Source organism: Paenibacillus sp. FSL R7-0026 (assembly GCF_038004485.1).
Taxonomy (GTDB): domain Bacteria; phylum Bacillota; class Bacilli; order Paenibacillales; family Paenibacillaceae; genus Paenibacillus; species Paenibacillus xylanexedens_A.
In genome coordinates this window covers 1,677,256-1,700,729 of the sequence record NZ_JBBORG010000001.1, presented here as the reverse complement: position 1 = coordinate 1,700,729, position 23,474 = coordinate 1,677,256, and the positions used below count along the sequence as shown (strand labels likewise).

The 23,474-nt window shown below is 49.2% G+C and carries 21 protein-coding genes; 8 read left to right on the top strand and 13 right to left on the bottom strand.

The features are described 5' to 3' along the window. Positions 1–86: 86 nt before the first annotated feature. The 8 genes from MKY44_RS07740 to MKY44_RS07705 form a co-directional block, all read right to left on the bottom strand. Positions 87–485 carry an FxsA family protein gene (locus MKY44_RS07740; protein WP_036609835.1) on the bottom strand — a complete coding sequence of 133 codons (399 nt, stop codon included), beginning with the start codon at positions 483–485 and terminating at the stop codon, positions 87–89. A 7-nt stretch (positions 486–492) separates the two neighbouring features. After that, positions 493–1,029, bottom strand: coding sequence for an acyl-CoA thioesterase (locus MKY44_RS07735; protein WP_076318369.1), 537 nt, complete (start codon positions 1,027–1,029; stop codon positions 493–495). A 101-nt stretch (positions 1,030–1,130) separates the two neighbouring features. Next, on the bottom strand, positions 1,131–2,558 hold the full coding sequence (gene pyk, locus MKY44_RS07730; protein ID WP_017689492.1) for a pyruvate kinase: 1,428 nt from the start codon (positions 2,556–2,558) through the stop codon (positions 1,131–1,133). 105 nt (positions 2,559–2,663) lie between these two features. Beyond that, positions 2,664–3,695 carry an acetyl-CoA carboxylase carboxyltransferase subunit alpha gene (locus tag MKY44_RS07725; RefSeq protein WP_315936561.1) on the bottom strand — a complete coding sequence of 344 codons (1,032 nt, stop codon included), beginning with the start codon at positions 3,693–3,695 and terminating at the stop codon, positions 2,664–2,666. Continuing rightward, entirely contained in the window at positions 3,696–4,589 is an 894-nt protein-coding gene (accD, locus tag MKY44_RS07720) for an acetyl-CoA carboxylase, carboxyltransferase subunit beta (RefSeq protein WP_339240998.1), read from the bottom strand. It abuts the gene before it with no gap. Positions 4,590–4,994: 405 nt separating this feature from the next. Next, positions 4,995–5,183, bottom strand: coding sequence for a hypothetical protein (locus MKY44_RS07715; RefSeq protein WP_017689496.1), 189 nt, complete (start codon positions 5,181–5,183; stop codon positions 4,995–4,997). 282 nt (positions 5,184–5,465) lie between these two features. Beyond that, entirely contained in the window at positions 5,466–5,957 is a 492-nt protein-coding gene (locus MKY44_RS07710; RefSeq protein WP_036609851.1) for a phosphatidylglycerophosphatase A family protein, read from the bottom strand. Positions 5,958–6,266: 309 nt separating this feature from the next. Further along, on the bottom strand, positions 6,267–10,340 hold the full coding sequence (locus tag MKY44_RS07705) for a DNA polymerase III subunit alpha (RefSeq protein WP_341006640.1): 4,074 nt from the start codon (positions 10,338–10,340) through the stop codon (positions 6,267–6,269). Between the two features lie 267 nt (positions 10,341–10,607). Between MKY44_RS07705 and MKY44_RS07700 the strand changes: the two genes are divergently transcribed. From MKY44_RS07700 to MKY44_RS07690, 3 genes are all read left to right on the top strand, one after another. After that, a complete protein-coding gene (locus MKY44_RS07700) occupies positions 10,608–10,937 on the top strand; it encodes a YtrH family sporulation protein (protein WP_026081169.1) in 330 nt (109 codons plus the stop codon). Positions 10,938–10,958: 21 nt separating this feature from the next. Beyond that, a complete protein-coding gene (locus MKY44_RS07695) occupies positions 10,959–11,447 on the top strand; it encodes a hypothetical protein (protein ID WP_036609856.1) in 489 nt (162 codons plus the stop codon). 82 nt (positions 11,448–11,529) lie between these two features. Then, positions 11,530–11,871 carry a YtpI family protein gene (locus tag MKY44_RS07690; protein WP_341006639.1) on the top strand — a complete coding sequence of 114 codons (342 nt, stop codon included), beginning with the start codon at positions 11,530–11,532 and terminating at the stop codon, positions 11,869–11,871. Between the two features lie 145 nt (positions 11,872–12,016). Here the strand turns inward: MKY44_RS07690 and MKY44_RS07685 are convergent, their stop codons facing one another. The 3 genes from MKY44_RS07685 to MKY44_RS07675 form a co-directional block, all read right to left on the bottom strand. After that, positions 12,017–13,351, bottom strand: a complete 1,335-nt coding sequence (locus MKY44_RS07685) for a DRTGG domain-containing protein (protein WP_341006638.1) — start codon at positions 13,349–13,351, stop codon at positions 12,017–12,019. Between the two features lie 210 nt (positions 13,352–13,561). Further along, entirely contained in the window at positions 13,562–13,846 is a 285-nt protein-coding gene (locus MKY44_RS07680; protein WP_085981456.1) for a hypothetical protein, read from the bottom strand. 318 nt (positions 13,847–14,164) lie between these two features. Continuing rightward, positions 14,165–14,512, bottom strand: coding sequence for a YlbF family regulator (locus tag MKY44_RS07675; RefSeq protein WP_036609862.1), 348 nt, complete (start codon positions 14,510–14,512; stop codon positions 14,165–14,167). Positions 14,513–14,749: 237 nt separating this feature from the next. On the opposite strand from MKY44_RS07675, the gene MKY44_RS07670 reads away from it, so the two are divergent. The 5 genes from MKY44_RS07670 to MKY44_RS07650 are packed head-to-tail and all read left to right on the top strand — an operon-like array spanning position 14,750 to position 21,112. After that, the gene (locus tag MKY44_RS07670) at positions 14,750–16,117 is read left to right on the top strand and encodes a YheC/YheD family endospore coat-associated protein (RefSeq protein ID WP_074094376.1); all 1,368 of its coding nucleotides are present in this window, start codon (positions 14,750–14,752) and stop codon (positions 16,115–16,117) included. Positions 16,118–16,167: 50 nt separating this feature from the next. Further along, complete coding sequence (locus tag MKY44_RS07665) at positions 16,168–17,358, top strand: YheC/YheD family endospore coat-associated protein (RefSeq protein ID WP_341006637.1); 1,191 nt, start codon at positions 16,168–16,170, stop codon at positions 17,356–17,358. Between the two features lie 60 nt (positions 17,359–17,418). Further along, entirely contained in the window at positions 17,419–18,792 is a 1,374-nt protein-coding gene (locus MKY44_RS07660; protein WP_338593327.1) for a YheC/YheD family endospore coat-associated protein, read from the top strand. Then, positions 18,792–19,898, top strand: a complete 1,107-nt coding sequence (locus MKY44_RS07655; protein WP_341006636.1) for a YheC/YheD family endospore coat-associated protein — start codon at positions 18,792–18,794, stop codon at positions 19,896–19,898. Before MKY44_RS07660 ends, MKY44_RS07655 begins: the two co-directional genes overlap by 1 nt. Before the next feature lie 35 nt (positions 19,899–19,933). Next, positions 19,934–21,112: a YheC/YheD family endospore coat-associated protein gene (locus MKY44_RS07650; protein WP_341006635.1), complete on the top strand. Its 1,179-nt coding sequence runs from the start codon at positions 19,934–19,936 to the stop codon at positions 21,110–21,112. A 67-nt stretch (positions 21,113–21,179) separates the two neighbouring features. Here the strand turns inward: MKY44_RS07650 and MKY44_RS07645 are convergent, their stop codons facing one another. Then, complete coding sequence (locus MKY44_RS07645; RefSeq protein WP_341006634.1) at positions 21,180–23,102, bottom strand: alginate lyase family protein; 1,923 nt, start codon at positions 23,100–23,102, stop codon at positions 21,180–21,182. Next, positions 23,099–23,434 carry a cupin domain-containing protein gene (locus tag MKY44_RS07640; protein ID WP_341006633.1) on the bottom strand — a complete coding sequence of 112 codons (336 nt, stop codon included), beginning with the start codon at positions 23,432–23,434 and terminating at the stop codon, positions 23,099–23,101. Before MKY44_RS07640 ends, MKY44_RS07645 begins: the two co-directional genes overlap by 4 nt. Between the last annotated feature and the right edge of the window lie 40 nt (positions 23,435–23,474).

The following is a 23,474-nucleotide window of genomic DNA, read 5'->3' as shown; positions in this document are numbered from 1 at the left end:
GCGCCCAGGAAAATAGAAAAAGGCTTCGATCAACAGAAATCATCTGCTGAGCGGAGCCTTTTCCATTATGCAAAACAACTGGTGTTTCATTTCGGACGACGATAAAACGTAATTTTGCCACTTTTCATTTTTTTCTCCAGCCACCCCAGGAAGAACAGACGGTACACCGGACGTGTTAATGGAAATACCAGTGTAAAGCCGATCAGATCCGTCACAAAACCTGGAATCAAAAGCAAGAAACCACCGACAAAAATAAAAAGACCATCGACCATTTTTCTTCCTGGTACCTTGCCACGCTCCATCTCGGATTTGGCGTCCACAAGTACTTTTCGCCCTTCAAACTGCAACATTGCTATACCAATCAAGGACGTGAGAATCATGAGAAGCAATGTCTTTCCGGCTCCGATCCAGTCACTCATCAGAATAAAACCAAATAATTCAATCACCGGAATGATTAAGAGTAAAGCCCACATCCATTTTCGCATTGACGTATTACCCCTTTCCCGAAAGCCACACCTTTTCAAGCGCGCTGTATAACTCAGAGGCTGCCTTATCCAGCCGAACTGGCTTCCAGTCCCCATTCACCCATACATGTTGGGTAGAACCTGTAACTAGCCGTTCACCGGGGAGTGATTCATCAGTTGACCATACCCGTTCTCCAATCGCCATATGCTCATCAGGTTCTTCAGACATGCGTCTTACGTCATACTCATAATTCAGTCGCAGACCACTAAATGCAGCAATACGGGTGAAAATGATAATCTCATCATCATATCGGGCAGGCTTGTGATACTTCACATCCAATCCGGTTACGGGAAGCAGTAACCCCTGTTCCTCCATTTTACGATATGTATACCCCATTTGGCGAATCATCTCAGTTCGACCGATTTCAAACCAATTCAAATAGTTCGCGTGGTAGACCACGCCCATCTGGTCACTTTCTTGATAGCGTACACGAAGACGTGCCGCATACCAGTTACCATTGCTCTGTTCTCGCACGTTATCGGCCTCCTTCGCTCTATCATTCATACGTGTTACATCGTTGTAAAGTGTCAATAAGATGGAAAAAAAGCAACGGGACAATAAAGCCCCATTGCTTCTTTCCTGTTGCTTCTCCATCCAAGACGCTATTAAGCGTTGTTTGGAATTTGGCTTACTTTAATCAGGTTGGTAGAACCGGAACGACCCAAAGGTACACCAGCTGTGATCACAACCAGGTCTCCTTCTTTAACAAGTCCGGATTTTACGCCGCCTTCAATTGCATTTTCGAACAAAGCATCCGTGGAATCAACCAGTCTTCCTTTGACAGGAGTTACACCCCAAGCCAGAGCCAAACGACGGGAAGTTCTATCTTCCGTTGTCACAGCGATGATTGGAGATTCTGGACGATACTTGGAAATCATGCGTGCAGTATGTCCTGATTCAGTCGAAGTAATGATCGCTTTTGCGTTCAAATCTTGAGCTTGGAGAGCAACCGATTGGCTGATTGCTTCTGTAACAGTTGTTTGTTGAGCAACACGTTGTTTCAGGTACAACTCTTGGTAAGGCAGAGCAGATTCTGCTTTTTCAGCAATACGGGACATGGTCAGAACGGATTCAACTGGGTATTTACCCGCAGCTGTCTCACCGGACAACATGATTGCGTCCGTACCGTCGAAGATCGCATTCGCCACGTCACTTGCTTCCGCACGTGTTGGACGCGGGTTACGCTGCATGGAATCCAGCATTTGTGTAGCTGTGATAACCGGTTTACCTGCAACGTTACATTTTTGGATCATGCGTTTTTGTACCAATGGTACTTCTTCCGCAGGAATCTCAACACCCAGGTCTCCACGAGCAACCATCAGGCCGTCAGACACTTCAAGGATTTCGTCGAGGTTATCGACACCTTGTTGGTTTTCGATTTTGGAGATGATTTGGATATGTCCAGCATTGTGTTTTTCAAGCAATTCACGAATCTCAAGTACGTCACTTGCTTTACGTACAAAAGAAGCCGCGATGAAATCGACACCTTGTTCGATACCAAATACGATATCGTTAGCGTCTTTTTCGGTGATACCCGGCAGAGAAATGGCAACGCCCGGAACGTTAACACCTTTTTTGCTTTTGATCGATCCGCCGTTAACGATACGGCATTTGATCTCGGTGCCTTGCACTTCCACCACAGTCAGTCCGATCAGACCGTCGTCGATCAGAATCGTAGATCCCGGTTCAACATCATTCGGAAGATCTGTATACGTAATGGAAAGACGTTCTTTGGTTCCCAGAATTTCTTCTGTTGTCAAAGTGATGTACTCGTCTTGAACCAATTCGATCGGTTCAACTTCAAGTTTACCTGTCCGAATTTCCGGTCCTTTGGTGTCCAGCAGGATCGCTACTGTTTTGTTCAACTCTTCGCATGCTTGGCGAATCGCAATGATCCGTCCGCCGTGCTCATCGAAATCACCGTGGGAGAAGTTCAGACGGGCCACATTCATACCGGCCATAATCAATTTTTTGGTGTTCTCCAGAGATTCACTGGATGGACCAATGGTACATACAATTTTCGTTTTGCGCATTTTGGGTTTCCTCCGATTTTAAAGGTATTACTCTTTATCTATTTTTCTTTTTCCAACTATTAAATTTACTATACTTTTGCTCATTTGTATAGGAAATTCGTCACATTATTCAGCATTTCCCGACAAATTACTCGCAACATCGACTTCTACAAGCTCTTGAGGGGCTTCAATGGATGCTTGAGGTTCAAACGTGACCGATCCAATTTTACGGAATTTCTCATAACGATCCTGTTTCAGCTGATCCCCGCTCCAACCCTTCATCTCGTCGAGATGACGGACCAAAGCTTCACTGATGAAAGCAGCAGACGCTTCATAATCCCGGTGAGCACCGCCGCGTGGCTCAGGGACAATCTCTTCAATGACTTCCATCTCCAACAGGTCTTTGGCTGTTATTTTCATTGCTTCAGCCGCCTGATCTGCCTTGGATGCATCCTTCCAGAGAATCGAAGCAGCGCCGTTCGGAGAGATTGCAGAATAGATCGCATGTTCCAGCATCAACACACGATTACCCACAGCCATAGCGAGGGCACCGCCGCTTCCACCTTCGCCGATGACCACAACAATAACAGGAACCGATAGCTTCGCCATTTCCATCAGGTTGCGAGCAATCGCTTCCGATTGACCTCTCTCTTCTGCAGTATTACCCGGATACGCCCCTTTAGTATCAATAAACGTAATAATAGGACGGCCAAATTTGTTCGCTTGTTTCATCAGACGAAGTCCTTTTCGGAAACCTTCTGGATGAGCGCTGCCGAAAAAGCGGGCGATATTATCCTTCGTGTCTTTCCCCCGCTGTTGTCCGATTACCGTTACTGTCTTTCCATTCAACTTGGCAAGTCCGCCAACAACCGCAAGATCGTCTCCGAACATGCGGTCACCATGCAGCTCAATGAAGTCTGTAAAGATCAGCTGGATCAGGTCCAGCGCTGTTGGGCGCTGCTGATGACGCGCCAGATGCATCTTCTGAGCTGCTGTTATGCCAGTGTAGATCTCTTCTTCAAGTCTATGGTAACGTTCTTCCAGGCGGGCAATCTCGTCCGTAAAGTCGATGCCTTTTTCCTGTCCAAACTGTACGAGTTCATCAATCTTTTTGCGCATCTCAACCAGAGGCGCTTCATATGGCAACTCACCCGCCATTTAGACCCCTCCTTTTTCACTATGCATATCCAAAAGCTTGCCAAGAGTGGCCCGAAGTTCTTTCCGGTGCACAACCATGTCCAACTGACCATGCTGCATATTAAATTCAGCCGTTTGGAAATCATCAGGTAACTTCTGACGGATCGTCTGTTCGATAACGATTCTGCCGGCAAAACCAAATACAGCGCCAGGTTCGGCAATGTTAATATCGCCCAAGCTCGCAAAACTTGCCGAGACTCCACCTGTCGTTGGGTCCGTAATGACCGAAATGTACAGCCCGCCCTGTTCATCCAAACGGGATAAAGCTGCGCTTGTTTTGGCCATTTGCATGAGGCTGAGAATACTCTCCTGCATCCGGGCACCACCTGATGTGGAGAAAATAATCATTGGCAAGCGCTTCTCTGTTGCATGCTCAATGGCACGGGTAATTTTCTCCCCTACAACAGAACCCATGCTGCCTGTGAAGAAATCAAAGCTCATGACAGCCACAACTACAGGCAGGCCCTCAATGGTTCCTTCCCCTGTAATTACCGCTTCCTTCAGGCCCGATTTCAGACGCTGTTGTTCCAATTTGTTGCTATATCCAGGAAAGCCAAGTGGATCAACCGAAATCATATCAGCGTCAAACTCAACAAATCCTTGATCATCAAGTACCATAGCAATGCGCTCCATAGCGTTAAGACGCATATGGTAACCGCAGGCAGGACATACTTTCAGATTTTTCTCCAATTCCTTGCTATATTGAATGGTGCCGCATTTGCTGCACTTGTTCATAAGCCCTTCAGGTATTTCACGTTTTGGGCGTTCTAGGACTTCCTGGCCTTCGCCGGGAAGTGCACGCTCGGAAGGTATGGTAGCGTACTTCCGTTTCTTCTGGAATATATCTTTGAACACAACTACACCTCTCCAGCCGTTGATTTGATGGCCGCAACCTGCAGAGCGCTGCTTGTGGCAGCTTCATCCGCGTGTTACGGTAAACCGCTTACGACCCACACGCTGCCATGGGCCTTGTCCAGCATTCACAACAAAAAAATCCGCCGGTACAGGGCAAGGATCACCGGCTTCTGTCAGCACGATTGATGTTACCTGCAAAAACCGAAAGATTGTTGCGCCGATGTTTGAATCTATCTTGGTAGGGTCTCCGGGAGCAACCAGGTCGGTCCTTGTCCTAACAAAAAAAGAAGGAAGGACAGCAGCATACAATACATGCAAGTCGATTCCTCTCTCCGCTTACGCGATTAGTCCCTTATGTACCGATGGTACTTCTTCATCTGCCAAGGCACGTTGATGTCGAACAAATCAGGAATGCAGAATGGAATTCAGCACTTCCTGGACCTCTTCCAATTCCCCAGAAGGGACGCGAATCTCAAATTGCTGCTTGGATAAACTGATGGGACGGGTCTGTACCAGAAAACCTTCTTCCGAAAGCTTGGTCTTGATCTTGTCCGCAACCTTTGCTGTCGGTGCAATGTAAATCACCGTCCACATGCCTTGTCCGCCCCCTAAGCTAATGTTCAGAGCCCGTATATTGGACTAATGATAACATACCTCACTTTTTTTCTGCAAGAAAGGGTTCAGGACCTTTGGGGAGAATTCGGGATCATGAGGGACATTAGTCCCCCACGAATAACTCATATGGTTGACGAAATCTTCTTGTTCATCCCCATCGATAAGCAGCATCAAGCCTATCAGGGCAGCCTCGGCCGCCCTTGATGACTTCATATGAGCCATTGGAGTGACAACAGCATATAAGCATGGAAATACAGGGGGTTAAAGGTCTGAGGGGTATTTTTTGGCTTTAATATTTTTGTGTGCAATTCGGGCAGAAGCCGCAGCGGCCACCCCTGCGACCAGATCATCCAAAAAAACATGAATGGCTGTTGTGTGTTCGTTCAAATCATGAATTACACCTATTTTTTCTTTATCCAGGTAACCAAAGCTGGTTAAACCAATCATACCATACACATGAGTAATGCCGAGGGCCAGAGTCTCGTCCACTCCATACAGAGATTCATCCGCTTCCATAATAGCCTGTAACGGTTGGGGCAAGAGTTTTTTCTCCGCAAGTTCGTCGAGAGCAATACCCGTATAGAGCGTATATTGCACCTCTCGTTTCTGCAGAACGGATTTCACGCTGGTTACACAGTCGTCCAAGGTCAGCTCGGGGTGGTACCCTTTTTGCAGACGGTATACAATTGCTGCGATTGCATCAATCCGTACACCCCGCCGGGCCAGCATGGCTTCTACGATTTCATATGACATATCTCGACCTCCCGCATCAATCCCCCGAGGACCGCGAGGTCCTTCGGTGTTCTCAAGTGTATGCAGCAACCTGTTAAAATGTTCATAAAATGTGCGGATGGTTGAGACCAGTCACACCCTGGACATGTTGCAGGATTGTACATTCCGCTCTGGTCTGGAGCTGGCCTATAACAAGTCTGCAATTCGTTTGTTTAAACCCTGTCGTCAGGGAACCGCGCTCGCACTAAAATAATCAAAAAAAACCTGTTCAGCATTGAGCCAAACAGGTTTCATACTATGGATAGGTGCTATCACTTACGGGACAGCCTCTTATTTAATTTTGACTGTGCCTTCACCCAGCATTTTCTCCATCTCGGAGAACAAGGTTGGTGATGGCTTAATCCGGTAGGCATCACTCAGCGCAAGCAGCTTCTGCTGCTGCTCATAGAAGAGCACTGTCGCCACAGGGCCGGGGTGCTCCTGAAGCAGCTGCTTCAGACGTGCCAGAAGCTCAGGCTTCTCCGCATGCGGGGCAATCTTCACAAACACCCGCTGCTCCACGGCCCGCGGTTCGCGGCTCTGCGCCGGGCTTCCAGCAGCCTCAGCGGCACCACCAGGCCGGGAAGCCGCCGCCGTGGCTGCGCCCGTACCCGCCGCATCGCTGCGCGTCGCTGCCGAGCCTTGGCTCCCGCTGCTACGCGCACCGGAAGCATCCCCGCCTGCGCTGCTGCGCTGCGCTTCGGCTCCTGCGCCCGCTGGTCGCCGCGGCGAAGCCGACTGCGCCGGGCGCGAAGAGCTGCCGCTGCCGGGCTTGACGCGCCGGTCACGGCTGCGCAGCTGCTGCTCCAGTGCCGACGGTGACAACGGCACCACTTCCTCAGCCAGCAGCTTAAACCCTTCGTCCTGCTGCTGCACTTTGGCACGCACGACGAGCAGTTCACCTTTCCCAACATGCTGCTGGCTACGCCGCCATACCTCGGGAAAGAGAACCACTTCACAGCGTTCAATCTGGTCTTCCAGCTCCATGAACGCCATAGCCTTGCCCTGTTTCGTCGTAATCGACTTCACAGACACAACCATACCCGCGGCGACAGTCATCGTGTCGTCAGCCGCCTCGGTCAGCTCCATGATCCGGTCAGCCCCACTCGATTCCAGCACATCTTCATAGTCATCCAGCGGATGCCCAGAGAGATACAAGCCTAACAACTCACGCTCTAACTCCAGTTGCTGCCCTGAGGAATAAGGAGGAATTTCCGGGTATTCAATCTCCCAGTTTGGCGTCTCAACAAAGTCGAACAATTGAATCTGCAGATCCTCACGTTCTTTGCGCCATTTCAACGCCGCTTCAACAGTCTCATCCAGCATCGCCAGCAATTGGGCCCGGTGCCCAGGTAATGTGTCAAAAGCTCCGGCCTGGATCAGCGATTCAATCACACGTTTGTTGCATACACGCAGATCCACACGACGACAAAAATCGAGCAAACTGTCGAACGGTCTCTCCTGCCTTACGATCATAATGCTTTCCATTGCCTGGGTACCGACATTTTTCACAGCGGCCAGACCAAATCGTATTGCACCCGTTAATTTTTCCTCATCCTCGCGCGAAGAAGACGCTTCTTTCCCCTGGTCATTACCATTTTCCATTGAAGAAGCCGTCACCAATCCCGGTTCCTTCCGGTTGTCGGATGCCTCAGGCATGGATGTCGCTGCCTGCCACTCATATCCGCCACTGTCCTCTTCCGGTTCAGGACCGGGATCATCCGGCAGAGGTGCTTCACCATATTCTGCTTGTCCCGAATGCCCATGAACGTGATCTTCCCTCAAGGAACTCCCGTTACTGTTCGTGGCATGTTCTTCGGCAAGGCTTCCGGCGTCACTCTCTGCATCTGCTCCCGCATTCTGCTGCGATACCTTGCTCTGATCCCCAGTTCCTGCGCTGCCGGACGGCACAAATACAGGTGTAAATAGAATACCGCTCTCATTTACATCCGGCGGAAGCACCTCCATGTCCATACGTCGACATTCCACCACGTACTCTGCCACTTTCCGATGACTACCCATTACGGCTGTTAACATGGATGCCATAAAATGAACCGGATAATGCGCCTTCAGATACGCCGTCTGGAACGCAAGCACACCATATGCCGCGGCATGAGCACGCGGGAAGCCATAGTTGGCAAACTTGACGATCATATCATAGACCAGGTCTGCCTCTTCTTCGCTATACCCTTGTTTCAGGCTGCCTTGTACAAAGTGTCCTCGCTCAAGATCCAGCACTTCCCGTTTCTTCTTGGAGACGGCTCTGCGGAGCAAATCTGCCTCACCCAGCGAGAAACCCGCCATCCGGGAGGCTATCTGCATGATCTGTTCCTGATACACGATGATGCCGTACGTATCTTTCAGGATAGGCTCCAGATCCACATGGGGGTAATCCACTTCAATCTGTCCATGCTTGCCCTGAATGTATTTGGATATGAACTCCATCGGACCCGGACGGTACAAGGCAAGTACAGAGATTACATCTTCAAAACTACTTGGCTTCATCTCTTTCAGCACACGGCGTACCCCGGCAGATTCCAGTTGGAATATGCCCATCGTGTCCCCTCGCCCAAGCATCTCGTACGTTAACGGATCATCATCGGGGATAAGGCGGAAATCCGGAATTTCTCCATGTTCCCCAATCCAGCGTACACACCGCTCAATGATTGAGAGGGTACGTAAACCAAGAAAGTCCATCTTAAGCAGCCCAATAGACTCCAGGTTTTCCATGGAATACTGGGTTAACGCTGTCCCTTCACTGCCCTCCTGAAGTGGCACCGCATCGGTCAGCGGGTCACGGGAGATAACCACTCCCGCTGCATGCGTCGAAGCATGGCGTGGCATACCTTCGACCTTCATCGCCATATCCAGCAGTTCACGCGTCTTGGGCTTGGTTTCATACAGCGCCTTCAGTTCAGGTGTAGCTTCCATGGCCCGCTCGATGTTAATGCCGAGCTGCGCCGGAATCAGCTTTGCAGCCTTGTCCACTTCACCATAAGGCACATTCAGGGCCCGCCCAACATCACGTACAGCTGCACGGGCAGCCATCGTTCCAAACGTAATAATCTGGGCGACATGGGCTTTGCCATATTTATGTGCGACATAATCAATGACCTCATCACGCCGTTCATCGCTGAAGTCAATATCAATATCCGGCATGGAGATCCGCTCGGGATTCAGGAATCGTTCGAAGAGCAGGTTGTATTTCATCGGATCAACATCGGTAATATGCAAAGTGTACGCTACCAGACTACCTGCCGAGGAGCCCCGGCCTGGTCCAGTAACAATGCCTTGTTTATGCGCATAGGCGATAAAATCCCAAACAATCAGGAAATAATCCGAGAATCCCATGCTGTCGATTACACCGAGTTCATACGCCAAGCGTTGTTCGAGTTCGGATCGAAGCTCCGCATCTGTCCAACGTGTGGACTGCGCATAACGCTCCTCCATTCCTTCTTCGCACAGTTGACGCAGATACGCCGAAGGACTGAGTCCATCGGGAAGAGGTCTATATTCAGGCAAAATCGATTTGCCAAATTCCAGCTTCAACTCACAGGACTCCGCAATGCGGACGGTGTTTGCCAGAGCTTCCGGTACATGAGGAAACAAACGAGCCATCTCTTCTTCACTTTTCAGATAGAGCTGATTCGTTCCGATTCGGAGCCGATTTTCATCATCCACGGTCTTGCCCGTTCCGATACAGATCAGCACATCCTGAAGCTCAGCATCCTCTTCGGACAGGTAATGCGCATCATTGGTGGCTACAAGCGGAATCTCCAGCTCGGCAGCCAGTTTGATCAACTGCGGATTTACCCTTTTTTGCTCCGAAAGCCCGTGATCCTGAAGTTCCAGATAGAAGTCGGCACCAAAGATATTTTTGTAGCGTAACGCCGCACGTCTCGCCTCTTCTTCTCGCCCATGCAGCAGATGCTGTGGTACTTCTCCGCCCAGACACGCACTTAGACAGATAATACCCTCGTGATGGGCAGCCAGACTTTCCATATCTACACGGGGTTTGTAATGAAAACCCTCGAGATGTCCAATCGAGCACAATTTCATCAGATTACGGTAACCCGTCATATTCTTGGCCAGCAAAATCAAATGATGAATCGGTTGATCCTTGCGGCTTCCCCGCTCTTTGCGGGACCCTGCTGTCATGTATGCCTCGCACCCTATAATCGGCTTGATGCCTCGCTCCATACATGCTTTATAAAAAGGAATTGCACCATACATCACGCCATGGTCGGTCAGCGCAAGTGTCGTCATTCCGAGATCTGCAGCCTTATTCACGAGATCCGGAATACGCGCAGCGCCGTCCAGCAAACTGTATTCGCTATGAACGTGCAAATGCACAAAAGAACTCATGTTTTTTTTCTTCCTTTCGCCGCAGATAGTCGCAGCATCGATCTTCTGATCCGTCTGCTACCCTATCTATCTCATATATATGAATTAAATAAATAAAAAAATGGAATCACCTATTAAAATTCGTGACAACCTCTTAAAAGGAGACTTTATTATTCTATTTTATCATAACGTTCGGGGGCACGCCCATACAATAGAAGTACAAGCCGCTCCCCCTGTGACAGACCGAAGACAGGAGGTGTGCTGCTAGGTCTGAAAGGGGTGTTGCCAGTGAGCACATTTTTGTCCAAAGCCATTCTTGATTTCTTTATTGCGTTTGGAATCGTGCTGGGCGGCGCGATGATCGGAGGTATTGGAGCAGTGATCTCTCTTCAGCCTCCGACACAGACGATGCTCGATATTTCTGGAAAAATAAAGATATGGGCACTCGCAGCCGCTGTTGGCGGCACAATAGATCCCATGCGTGTCATCGAGAGCAATTTCCTGGATGGTAACCTGTCTCCGGCGGTCAAACAAATCCTGTATTTGATCTCTGCTTTTATGGGCGCGCATATGGGAACCGAGCTAGTGAAATGGGTGTGCGGCGGAGGCCGGAGCTAATATGAGACAGGAACAGCGTTCATGAGAGTTCCGCCATTTTCCCGTTACCGCCCGCTGATGCGAATGACCGCTGTGTTTGTTCTGGGAATGATCGCTGGATGTGTCGTCTACAACGGCGTATTTCACCTGAGTTACAATGCGTTGTGGCTGAACAATCAGGAGCTGCAGCTTCAGCTGCATCAGAATGAGGAGGATATCAAAACGCTGAAAAAATACAGTAAACGCCAAACCGTTATCAAGGAAATCAAGGTCCGTGCAGAAGAATCGGATAAGGGGCCAGACGAAGCTTCTCTGAAAGTGATGTTACAGAAGCTCGGAGACGAACTTGAGGTACTTCGGGGCAGAGATGTATTCAACATCGATGAGTATAGCAAAATGACGCGAATCATGCTGAATCAGAAAGTGTACTCGGTCAGGGAAAAGGAATACACCGTTCAGGTCAAAACGATGCTGGTTATGGAAGGCGTACTGCAAGTTTGGGTACAGATTCGCATGCACGTTCCTGCTTAACAGCAAAAAACTGCCCTTGTCTGCATCTCTGCATGGTACAATAAGGGCAGTAAATGCTTTCCAGAAAAGGAGCTGCGTCTTTGTGTTCATTGATGTACTCAAATATGCACTAATCGCCATCTTTGCTGTTGCCATGGTTTTTGCAGCGTTGAACAGTATTCGTTCACACAGAAGTTCGGATGCTACCAGCGCCGGTCTGTACCGTTCGTGGACAAATATCTGGATGGGTGGCATGCTTGTCGTGCTTGCACTGATTCTGATGTTTGTCTTCACAGGTTCCACTTTATCTGTGGTTGTGGAAGCGCTATTTCTGATTATGGGTGCGTATAATGTATTTGCCGGAATACGTAACCGCAGTTATTATGCGCGGCTTCAACAACGGTCCAGTAATGGATCAGGTACAACCTCCGGACAATCTGCATGATTCGTTGAAGCGCTTTTGTTATGTGTGCAAAAAGAGAGTACTTCCCCTTCGTTAAGCGAAGCCAGAACCGCGCGACAGCGCAACCCGGCAGAGCTTCTTGATCAGGGAGTACTCTCTTTGTTTATGCCCGAGGCAACGTACCCTATTAGGCATGGTCAATCGACTGCAATGTCATTACCGCTTTGCATACCACACTGCCTTCACGGGTAACCACAATGTCCATTTTGCACGTTCGACGGCTGGTTTCCAGAATTAACGGTCGAACCAGGATCTGATCCTCAATCTGTACCGGTCGAACAAAATAAGTTGTTACATTATCCACCACATGGTCGTTCCCTGTAACATCCCACGCTGCCCGCCGGCCAGCCTGTGTCATCACATTCAACAGAACACCTTCGGAGATCGTACCCAGATCCGTTGCCATCTGAGGAATGATGAATCCGTGAAATAACAGTTCATTCTGATCACCGCGCTCCTCGGCAAACCCGTTCCAGATCAGATGATCAAACGTCTCTCCCAGTTGTGGCTGCTTCTGTGCATCCCGCATGGCCTGTAGCACTTCCTTGCGTGTGACGGACGCAATCAGTTTGCGATTCCGATCCACGATTGGCAGAAAATCGATGCCTTCCCAGGTCATAATCTGGGCAGCAGAAGCAAGAGATGTCTGCAATGAGGCCGTAATCGGGCGGCGTATCACGCATTTCTCAATACTTTGATCTTCTTTCAGCTCACTGACATCCTTCAGACTCACAATCCCGATGACCCGGTTCCATTCATCCACGACCGGGAAACGATGTTCACCCGTCTCTGAAACCAACATATGAAAATCTGCGGCTGAACTGGTCACCTTCAATACCTGCAAGCGAGGTTTCTGACCAATGATATCCTCAACAAGCATAATTTTTTTCTTAATCAGCCGGTCGAAGATCGCACGGTTAATCATTGAAGCCACCGTGAATGTATCATGTCTGGATGAAATAATCGGTAGCCCAAGCTCGTCAGCCATAATTCTTACTTCACGACTTGTCCCAAAACCACCCGTAATCAACACGCCCGCTCCCTGTTCGAGGGCAAGCGAGTGAGCATCTTCACGGTTACCCACAATCAGCAGACTCCCAGCGTCAATATAACGGGCCATTGCCTGTTCCTTCATCGCGCCAATCACATACTTGTGCAGCGGTTTGGCGAGACCTTCGTTCCCCCCCAGCACATGGCCCTCAACAATGGTCACAACATCAGCAAAGGTCAACTGTTCCGACATGCCCCGAGGTCTCTTCTCGATCCGTACCGTTCCAATTCGTTCCTTGGTCACGACCAGCCCGAAGTTCTCCGCCTCTTTCACCGCACGATACGCTGTCCCTTCACTTACACCCAGCTCCCGCGCGAGTCCACGTACTGATATTTTACTGCCAACCTTCAGTTGTTCAATATGTTGAAGTAACTGTTCATGCTTCGTTACGTTCTCTTCTTGTCCGTCCAACTGTACCACCCCCGAAGATGCATCTGTACTATACTGTATCTATTATAACACGGCTTTAGGAAAATAACCCCACCCCTACCCATTCTCGTAGGCAAGTTCGCCATCTGAATTTAATCATCCGATTAACCGCTAATTCTGTATGTACCAAAAAAGACCGGACCCTTTGTATCAAGGGATTCCGGTCTTCCATGTTGGATCTCATTGTGTACCTTATACAGACTCGCTCCGCTCCTGCTTGTCCAGCAGTTTCATCTCCCACTGCCGCAGCTTCGCCCGGCGAACGGCTTCCAGTGCACGTTTCTTCTCTTCATCAACACCGAGAATAAAATGCAGATGTGCACCAACGATTAATAAGGAGAACAGCACCCATACGATGCCAAAAATATTAACCCAGTCCATTCCTCCAGCAAAGGAAATCCGCGGCAGTGCAATGACCAGCATCGACAACGCAATAAGCAGATAGATCACATGTTTTGCTTTTTTCAACCTCTTCACCATTCACAGCTCCTTCGTTCTTGATCGACTCTATATGTCTAGTCTATGAACGATAAAGAGCTAATATGAAAGGTTCAGGCAAAAAACAAGACAACCTTTTAGTACGTGTTCAAAAAGATCAGTTTTCAGTACCGAGAAGATGGAATGAAGCTAGAAATGGAGTAGCGGAGCGTAGGAGAACTACGTGAGCAACCACAATGTTTCCGAAGGAAACAACCTTCGTAAGCCCCCGCTTATTTCGGCTGAATTTCATATTCGATGCTGATGATGCCGCTAGGCATCCTTCGTAATCAAAAGTGGACTTTTTGAACTACCTTTTTACGCTTCAGCGCCACCGTACAGATGACCCAGGCTATCAGCAATAATTTTATTCACGTCTTCAATGATGACACTGAGGCGACGCTCCGCATCAAACAAGCGACGGATGTTCAGATTCAAGCTCAGTACTTCAAACAGTTTCTCCATTTTCTCCATCTCATCCGGAGCTGGCATATCCCCGCTCATCATACGTTGTTGCAATTCCATTTGTTGATCACGGAAGTTATCCAGCATTGCTTTTGCATCCGGATCAGCTTCAATCAGCTTCATCGCGGAAGTAATCTCTTCCACCTCGCTGCTTTCTCTCAGTGCTTTGGCCAAATCATTGGCTTTGTCATAAATGTTCACTATTATTCCTCCTCAGATTGGTTTGTTCATCCGTGTTAATACACGCTTTTCTCTCCTGTCAAACAAGGGCGATCTGAAACAGGCCATCCATAACCTGCCTCAAAATCAAATGCATTTAATCCATATGGGTCAATCACCAAGGGTTATATGTCCTCATATGATGAAGCACATGCCATGTTCAGATGCCGTTCAACTTCGAGATCAGACATCAAGTTGCCGCCCGGAAGGAGATCCGTGATGTCCACTAAAAAAGTAACGATTCAGGTTACCGGCTCGGGCATCCTGCAGGACGACGTCATCATGCTGGGCGAAGGGGTGCTTAAGGCGCTTAAAATCCCTTCAGGAAGGCCGCTTCAGCTGCAATTTGGCTCTTTCCGCCGCGAAGTCACTGTTATTCCGGTACCAAGGTATGACGGGCTGCGCATCAATCAGACAGTTGCCAGCAAGACCGGTCTCGTTCCGCGTTCGGTCCTGAGGGTATCCTATCGTTCAGCCAGCCGTACGCTTCGCCTTGGACCCTACATCAGTGTACTGGTTAGCCAGGATTATCCCGATCAGCCCGATCGGCCCTTTGGCTCCATCACGATGTTCTGTCAAGAACTGGTGAACGCCTGCCGTAAGCAAGGCGCCTATGTATCCTTTTTCACACCGGAGGATATTGGAGCGGTAACGGGTTATATGAAAGGCTGGGTGTATGATGACGGCTGGAAAAAGACTGTTCTGCCTGTAGCAGACGTCGTCAATAACCGGCTAACGTCCCGCAAGCTTGAGAACAAACCTAGCGTACAGCATTTTATGAAAGAAGTAAAATCGCTCTACGGCACGCAAACCTTCAATGAAAAGTTTCTGGACAAAAACGAAGTGTTTGACGCACTCAAGTCCATTTCAACGCTTAAACGAGTTCTTCCCGAGTCTCATTTGCTCAAGACGTCCGCCATGCTCAAGACGATGTGCAACCGACATCCGGTTGTATTTCTGAAGCCCGTACGTGGTTCTTTAGGCAAAGGGATCATCCGGGTCTCACGTCAGACTGACGGAAGCTTCCTGACTCTGGCGACTGGCGTCGGGGGTACCCGGAAACAAACGTATACTTCTCTGGATAAACTGTATGCCAGTATGTCGGGGAAAATGAAAACAACGCGTTATCAGATCCAACAAGGGCTGACTCTCATTGACAACAGTGGCAGACCCGTGGATTTCCGTGCGCTCGTGCAAAAGAACCGTACAGGTAAATGGAGTGTAACCTCCATCGTCGCCCGGATTGCGGGCGGAAGTCACTACGTATCCAATCTGGCACGGGGTGGAAGTCTTAGCACCGTCAAGGATGCTGTTGCCAAAACACAGTTGTCTGGATCAGCCAAAGCTTCCGCATATGCAGGATTGCACACCGCAGCACTGGATATCGCAAAAGGGATCGAAAGTGCCATCCCTGCTCATTTTGGTGAACTTGGTATTGATCTGGCTCTAGACACCACTGGGCGCGTATGGCTGCTCGAAGTCAACTCCAAACCATCCAAGAATGATAATACACCACTGAGTGAGAGCAAGATCCGCCCTTCCGTCAAAGCCATGCTTGAATATTCTACGTACCTGGCGGGTTTTTGAAAAGTTATTCCCTATTGGAAACAAATCTGATAGAGGAGAGGTGCAGCGCAATGTTTCCATTATCTCAGACCAAGACACTGGCCATTCTGGTACGTGCAACCGAAGGCTCACCTCCCTTTACGGATGAACTTTTCTGCCGTCGTCTCAGTTTGGGGAGCATGAAATACGCCCTTCAGATTATTGTGATCCCGATATCGAATGATGCAGTCCATCTCCCTCTTCAATGGGGATATGTCTATCATCAAGGGAAGTGGAATTCGGTACCTGTTCCTGCAGTCGATCTCATTATGGATCGTTGTCTTCGCCCTATCTCCAGGTACGTCAGACAACAGCTTAAGGAATGGATACCAACCAACGGCACAGATCAACACCGTTATTGGTCTTCTTCCCTTCCAGGAAAATGGGAGGTACATCGTGTGTTGTCCCGAAATCCTGAATTGAGGTCACAACTTGCTCCCACAACCCGGATAGGATCGCATATTCCTTGGGAAACATGGCTGGACCGTTGGCCCAAAGGACTGTTCTTCAAACCGGTATCCGGGACTCATGGCAAAAATACCTTTCGCCTGTCTCAGGGAGCGACTCCATCAACATGGGTCGTGGAGGGGCGTAACGAGGACAATGAACCCTTTTTTCTTACATTCAACCATACCCAGGCTGTATCTTCCTGGCTAGCATTACATCAGGCTGAGCGTAAGATGATCGTGCAGCCATATCTGGAGCTTAGCCATCATGGAAGAGCATTCGACATACGGGCTCTAATGCAAAAGAATGGGCAAGGTCGCTGGACGCTTACCGGATGTATGGTACGGGAAGGACCCGAAGGTTCACTCACGTCCAATCTTCACGGTGGGGGTAAAGCATATCCTGCCCACGCATATCTGCTCCAGCGATATGGAACGATCCGCACGGAAACTCTGCTGAAGAGCATCCGGCAGACTGCTACTCTTATCCCCACCCTGCTGGAAAGCCGTTTCGGCAGGTTAGCCGAATTGGGGCTTGATTTCGGAGCAGATGCAGAGGGCCAACTCTGGCTAATTGAAGTCAACTCCAAACCAGGCCGCACCTCATTCGCAGAAGCGGGCGACCGACGCATGCATATCCTAACTTATACTCGGCCGCTTGCCTATGCCCGTTATCTGTTGCAACAACATGTTCTCACGGACGTCTTTCGTCCAATGAAATTGCCGAATACATCCAGCAAAGCTGGCCTGAAACCCATCCCGATTCACGGCGGCTGAGGCCCGCAGCGCCCGCTTGCCATGGAGCCCAAGGATCTTTTCAGGATAGGAGGATAAATCATGAGTTTGACCTTTTGCAATCTGCATTTCACCAAGCAACCGGATAAAGTGGTTTATGTATCCAACGCTTTAATGAAGAGCCTCAACCTGTCCGGCAAAAAAACGGTGCACCTTCGCTTCGGGCGTGACCGGGTACCTGCAACGATCAAACCAATCAAAAAAGCAGGTAAACATCTGTATCTCGCTTCAGGTATCCGTAATATGATGAACGTTCCCAAACGGGGCAGTATTTATCTCCGGAATTTGCAAAATGATGAGGTCCAGTTAGGTCCACTGATCGGCGTACTCTCTGATGGGCCTGCGACGAGCACGAATCCATTCGGTTCCCGTACTGGTTTCATCAAACAGTTACTCCGTGAAGGTAGTCGAAAATCCTATATTTATGCCTTTACTCCCCGGGATATCAATTGGCAGAATGAGACGGTATCCGGTTTTTTTCTGAATGAGAACGGAAGCTTTACCCGTAGAACGGTACCTCTGCCCGATGTCGTCTACAACCGATTGCCGAGCAGACGCTCAGATTTCTCACCAGCCATCAACCAACTGCGGGAACGATTTGTTCGCCGAAAAATTCCGTTCTTCAACTGGAGCTTCTTCAACAAATCGGATATCTATACGTTGCTGGAGAACGAGCCGGCAGCAGGACGGTATATCCCAGAATCAATTACCAATCCTTCCGTTGAACAGATGAAGGAAATGTTGGAACGCCATCAGTTCGTCTACTATAAGCCTACTGCAGGAAGTCTGGGGAACGGGATCTACCGCCTGACTTATTCGCCGAAACGCGGATATTTCGCACGTTATCGCAAAAAAGGTGGTAATGCACTCCTGCGTTTTGGTTCCTTCAACAGTCTGATGCGCATGCTTCAGGGTAGACATGGCAAACAGCTACGCGGATATGTAGTTCAGCAGGGAATACGTTTAATTGAGATTGATGAATGTCCAATTGATTTCCGTTTTCACATGCACAAAAACGGTAACAATCAATGGGTTGTTGTCGGGATTGGAGCCAAAAAGGCAGGACGTGGCAGCGTCACAACACACATCAAAAATGGCGGCTCCCTAATGACTCCTGAGCAGGCGCTCAGTCGCAACTTCGGCGATCGTGCGGGAGAAGTTCTTCAGCAGGCCAAATCCGTCGCTATTACACTGGCCCAGGCGATTGAAACCCAGCACCAGCATCTGATTGGTGAGATTGGCTTTGATCTGGGCATTGATCAGGAGGAACATGTATGGATGTTCGAAGCGAACGCCAAACCCGGGCGCTCCATTTTCCGTCACCCTTCACTCCGGGTGGAGGGCAAATCGTCGGTGGAGCACATCTTGGAACACTGCCTGTATTTGAGCAAGTTCCGGAAGAAGGAAGAGATTTGATGACCCTCCATGATGATTTCAAACCTGTCATTGCTGTTTTGACCATGCATGATAAACAGCGCATGTTCAGGGGAAATCATCAAAATTTTCAGGATATCTTACAGACAGGCGAGAGCATGGGATACGTGGTGTACATTGTAACTGTACGAGATCTGAACGTGAGTGGTCCCACCGTGAAAGGATACACGTACAACAAGGGGAGTGGAAAGTGGGTTTCACAACCTTTCCCCCTTCCCCATGTTCTGTACAATCGTATTCCCAACCGGGAAGACGAAGGAAAACCTTCCGTTCAGCGTAAAATTGACGAATGCATGCAATCAGGAATCGAACTGTATAACCCATTCTTTTTCAACAAATGGGATCTGTTCGAATGGCTCAAGAAATCCAAATCGACTCAGCAACTGATCCCTTATACTCGGCGGATGCGAAGTGCTTCTTCTCTGGGTGCCGTTCTACGGGCGTATCCCTATCTGTACCTTAAGCCCGAGAGTGGCAAAGCTGGCAAAGGAATCATGATGCTTAAATTCCAGGAAAAAGAACGGCTTCCCTATCGACTCAAAATACAAACCACACGTAGAAGCACGACCTATAAAGCATCTACACTTGCCAAGTTATGGGCACGAATTCGCAAAGAAACCGGACTTACGCCCTATATCATGCAACAAGGCATTGAACTGGCATCCTCTCGTAAACGCCCCTTCGATTTGCGTGTTCTTGTACAAAAGAACACCAAGGGCCAATGGAGCGTAACCGGTGTAGGAGCGAGACTTGCTGGCTCCCGCAGCATTACAACGCATGTGCCGCGCGGCGGGAGCGTAGAAGACCCTGAGAAGCTGCTGACCGATCTTTTTGGCGAAGAAATGTCAACAACCCTGATGAAACGAGTGAAGTCCACTTCATTAATGATCGCAAGACAGGTCGAACGGGGATCAGGTTACACGCTCGGAGAAATGTCCATGGATCTGGGCATTGATGATCTGGGGGAACTCTGGTTCTTCGAAGCCAATGCAAAGCCCATGAAGTTTGATGAACCACAGATCAGACGGCGGTCATTGGAACGTATATTTCACTACAGCGCTTATCTTGCCCGTCAGTCTAAACGATGATAGACAGGAATACTGCAAAAAGAAGGTGATTGTTTGTGTCCTCACCTGTTCTGGGCATTATGACGTTGTACTTAAATGAACATCGCGCTCTTGAAGAACGAAGCGTTTATCGCAGAATGATTCTTGAAGGGCGCAAGCGGGGACTCGATATCTATGTATTCACACCAGCCGACGTACACCCCGGCGGCAAACAAATTGAAGCCATGGTTTTTCATGAGGGAAAAGGCTGGTCCAGGGAGTGGCGATCATTCCCGGACCTGATCTTTGATCGCTGCCGGATTCAGCGTAACCGAAGGTTCCAGCAATTGCTTGCCTTTCGTGAGAAATATGGGCATCTGCTCTTTCTGAACAGGCCACTGCGCAATAAATGGACCATCCACCAGACCCTTTTACAAAAAGCCAACTTTCGTGAACACCTGCCGGAAACCGCTCTATTTCAAGATATGTCCGATGTAAACCGGATGCTCAAAGTTTCTTCTCTGGTCTACCTAAAACCCATTAATGGAACAGGCGGACGTGGTATACTGCGCATTGAACGCAGCAGTAGCGAAGCGAATACGGTGCTTGTTCAGGGGCGGGATCAGAAGCGTCGTATCATCACTCCACGTAAAGTTCATTTATCACGACTTGGCGCGTTGCTCCAGCACTGGAACATGAAAGACAAGTATCTTGTACAAAAGGGCATTCAACTTCAGCTTCCGAATGGACGTGTGCATGATTATCGCATGCTCGTTCAGAAAAACGGTGAAGGACAATGGGAGCTTACTGGATGTGCTGGACGCATGGGTGCAGAAAAAAGCGTGACCTCCAATTTGCATGGCGGCGGTCAGGCAATAGCGATGAACCGACTCATGAAGCAATGGATCGAAGATGACGACCTCCGGGCAGAAATTAACACAACTGCAGAAACGTTTGGCATTGATGTTGCTTCGTTTCTGGAAGATACGTATGGGGACCTGTGTGAACTGGCACTGGATTTGGCGATTGACAGAAGCGGACGTATCTACCTGCTTGAAGTTAATCCCAAACCTGCGCGTGAAGTATTCGCTCGCATCGGGGAGCGGGATATCTATTATAAAGCCATCACTCAACCGCTGGAGTACGCCTTATGGGTATATCGCAACAGACCTCCCGGAACGTCCAAAAAGTCAGCCATTCCCAAGCCCGTTTCGCAAAAACCCGCCAGAGTAAAACGAAAAAGGAAAGTCAAGTAAGTGGATTAGAAAAAGCAGGAGTGTATGTTCGCCAAGTGCGAGCATCTGCTCCTGCTTTACTGTTTTTTTATTTCTGTTCTTTCGTCCATTGCAGCGTGTCGTTGTCAATCACAATATACCCTTTTTCCTCACCTTGCACATAAGATAATGCCAATCTCATCAGGTCAGGTTCCAGTTGGCATGTGGTAACATGTGTAACCTGATCTGTGTGATCCGCGGGCAGGCACAACGTCAGAATCCCCACTTTACCCGAAAAAGCAGTCTTGCCCTGGATGACCGATGTTTCCGATTTGGAGCCATATACCTCAGATACCCAGCCGGGCTGCTCCGTCAACGCGAAGGCTCCCTTCCCAATGCCTGACGTGACCCATTGCATCGTCAGCGTTACGGAAGATGCCTCATAGCTCATATCCGCCATCATTTCTCCAGCTTCATTCATTCTCAACGCAATATCCGCTTGCGGATGGAGGTGAAAACGTTGCTCCAGCGTATGCTCTGCTTCTGCCTCCAGCCAATCTACAATTAGTAGTATAGGGATCTCCACCCCTGCAAGCATCCACCGGCGATGTGTAACTGGATCAGGCAAATGCGTATATCCATCCTGCGAAGCATCAATGAAATGATAGCTGTCATTGCTCTCCCAACGTAACGTTGTGGCCTGAGCCTCCGGTTCACCCCATTGCTGTGTGGAGAGATAAGGTGTCTGATCCAGACCATCCACCGTGACGGTATTGTGCGCCCGCGTACTTTTAAAATACCGACGCCATTTCCCTTCTTCATACGTATAACGTCCGGTGTCCGTGAAGAAAAGCTGGTTCTTCCACATCCACTCCACATTCAGCGCGTCCGCATGTCCGTGTGCTCCGCCCATGGCAGCCGCATCAAAAAAAAGATATTGATACTTGTCCCTCATGACATAATATCCTGTCTGCGGAAAGGCTCGGCTCGACAACACCGGAGAAGAAGAAGCCTGTAGTCTGAGGCATCGCTCATATTTTTCCACACCCAGCAACCAGAGACACTCCGAGCTATCCGCTCCGCGAGCCATCAAATCATCATCGTCCAGGATCGCGCCAAGCAGGGTCAGTCGTTGTCGTCCATCGCCAACCCAATCCGAATCACCAATACCGGTAGACTGATGATCTGGTCGAATCAGCGCCTCAGTAAATGCAGCCATTTGGCGTAGACAGCGGGCATACCATGCCGAGAAAGGATGCCCTGAAATCTCGCCCAATCGATAAGGCGTGCCAAACATCTCAATGCTGGCATTGTGGTAATGTGTTGTCAGTTCAACCTGTATCCCTTCTTCACCCAACTGATGCAGCAAACACAACTCAAGACGTTCCATCGCCACTTGTCGCCAGTGTGGACTTCGCGGGTGCTCGTTGTAGAACGTAGCGATCATGAACAAGCCTTGCATATGCATAATAGCATGATTGATTTCCGTGCTGCCGAGGTAACGGGTCAAAAACTCGGCGTGCTCGTCCAGACCTTGTCGAAACTCCGCCTGAAAGCCTTCGTCTAGCAGTGGACTTGCTTCCATATATTTATATGCCGATATCCAGGACTGCACACGTAGCCCTGTCTCCAGCAGGCGCCACGGACCGGGTTTTTGAAAGAACACAGCCTCGTCGTAAACCAGATTTACAGGTACCGGGTTTTGCTGTCTCCAGCTACGGAAGTGGTCAATAAATGCTGCTACATATAGCGGATTGCCCTTCATCAGATACGCCTTGCCCAGATCGAGCATATGCCAGTGTCGATTGATGCCCCATGTGAACTCCAGATCATTGGTCGGGTTGTGAAGCCAGTCCACAGGTGTCCCCATCGGAATCCAGCGATTCAGATCGTTGGTATAAGGAACGATAAATTCATTCAGGATGGCACGATTGGCAATCGTGAGCGAATTTCGGGCTTCTTCCGGAAAATGTTTTTCATAATATTGGGCAGCCCGTTGCAGATCCGTTGCCGAAAGGTAAAAATCGCTCATTGGGATACCTCAAGGAAATCCTGACGGAACGGGGTAAACACATCCAGAATGACGGAGTCCTCCAGTGCCTTGACCCCATGCGGGACGTTAAAACCGGCATAAAAGCTATCCCCTGCTTTTAAGATGCGAGTTTCTTCACCGACCTGTACCTCAAAGCTTCCTTTGACGATATAACTGACCTGCTCGTGCGCATCATGGGAGTGAACTTCTCCAATACCACCTTTAGCAAAGGTAACCTCCACCATCATTAATGTACCGCCCATACCCAAGATCTTCCGGGAACTCGTTTCGTTCACGATATGTGCATCGATAGACGCATGATTAATAATCATTTTGCTTTTCCCCTTTCCTTGTGACTAAGCGACCGAAGTG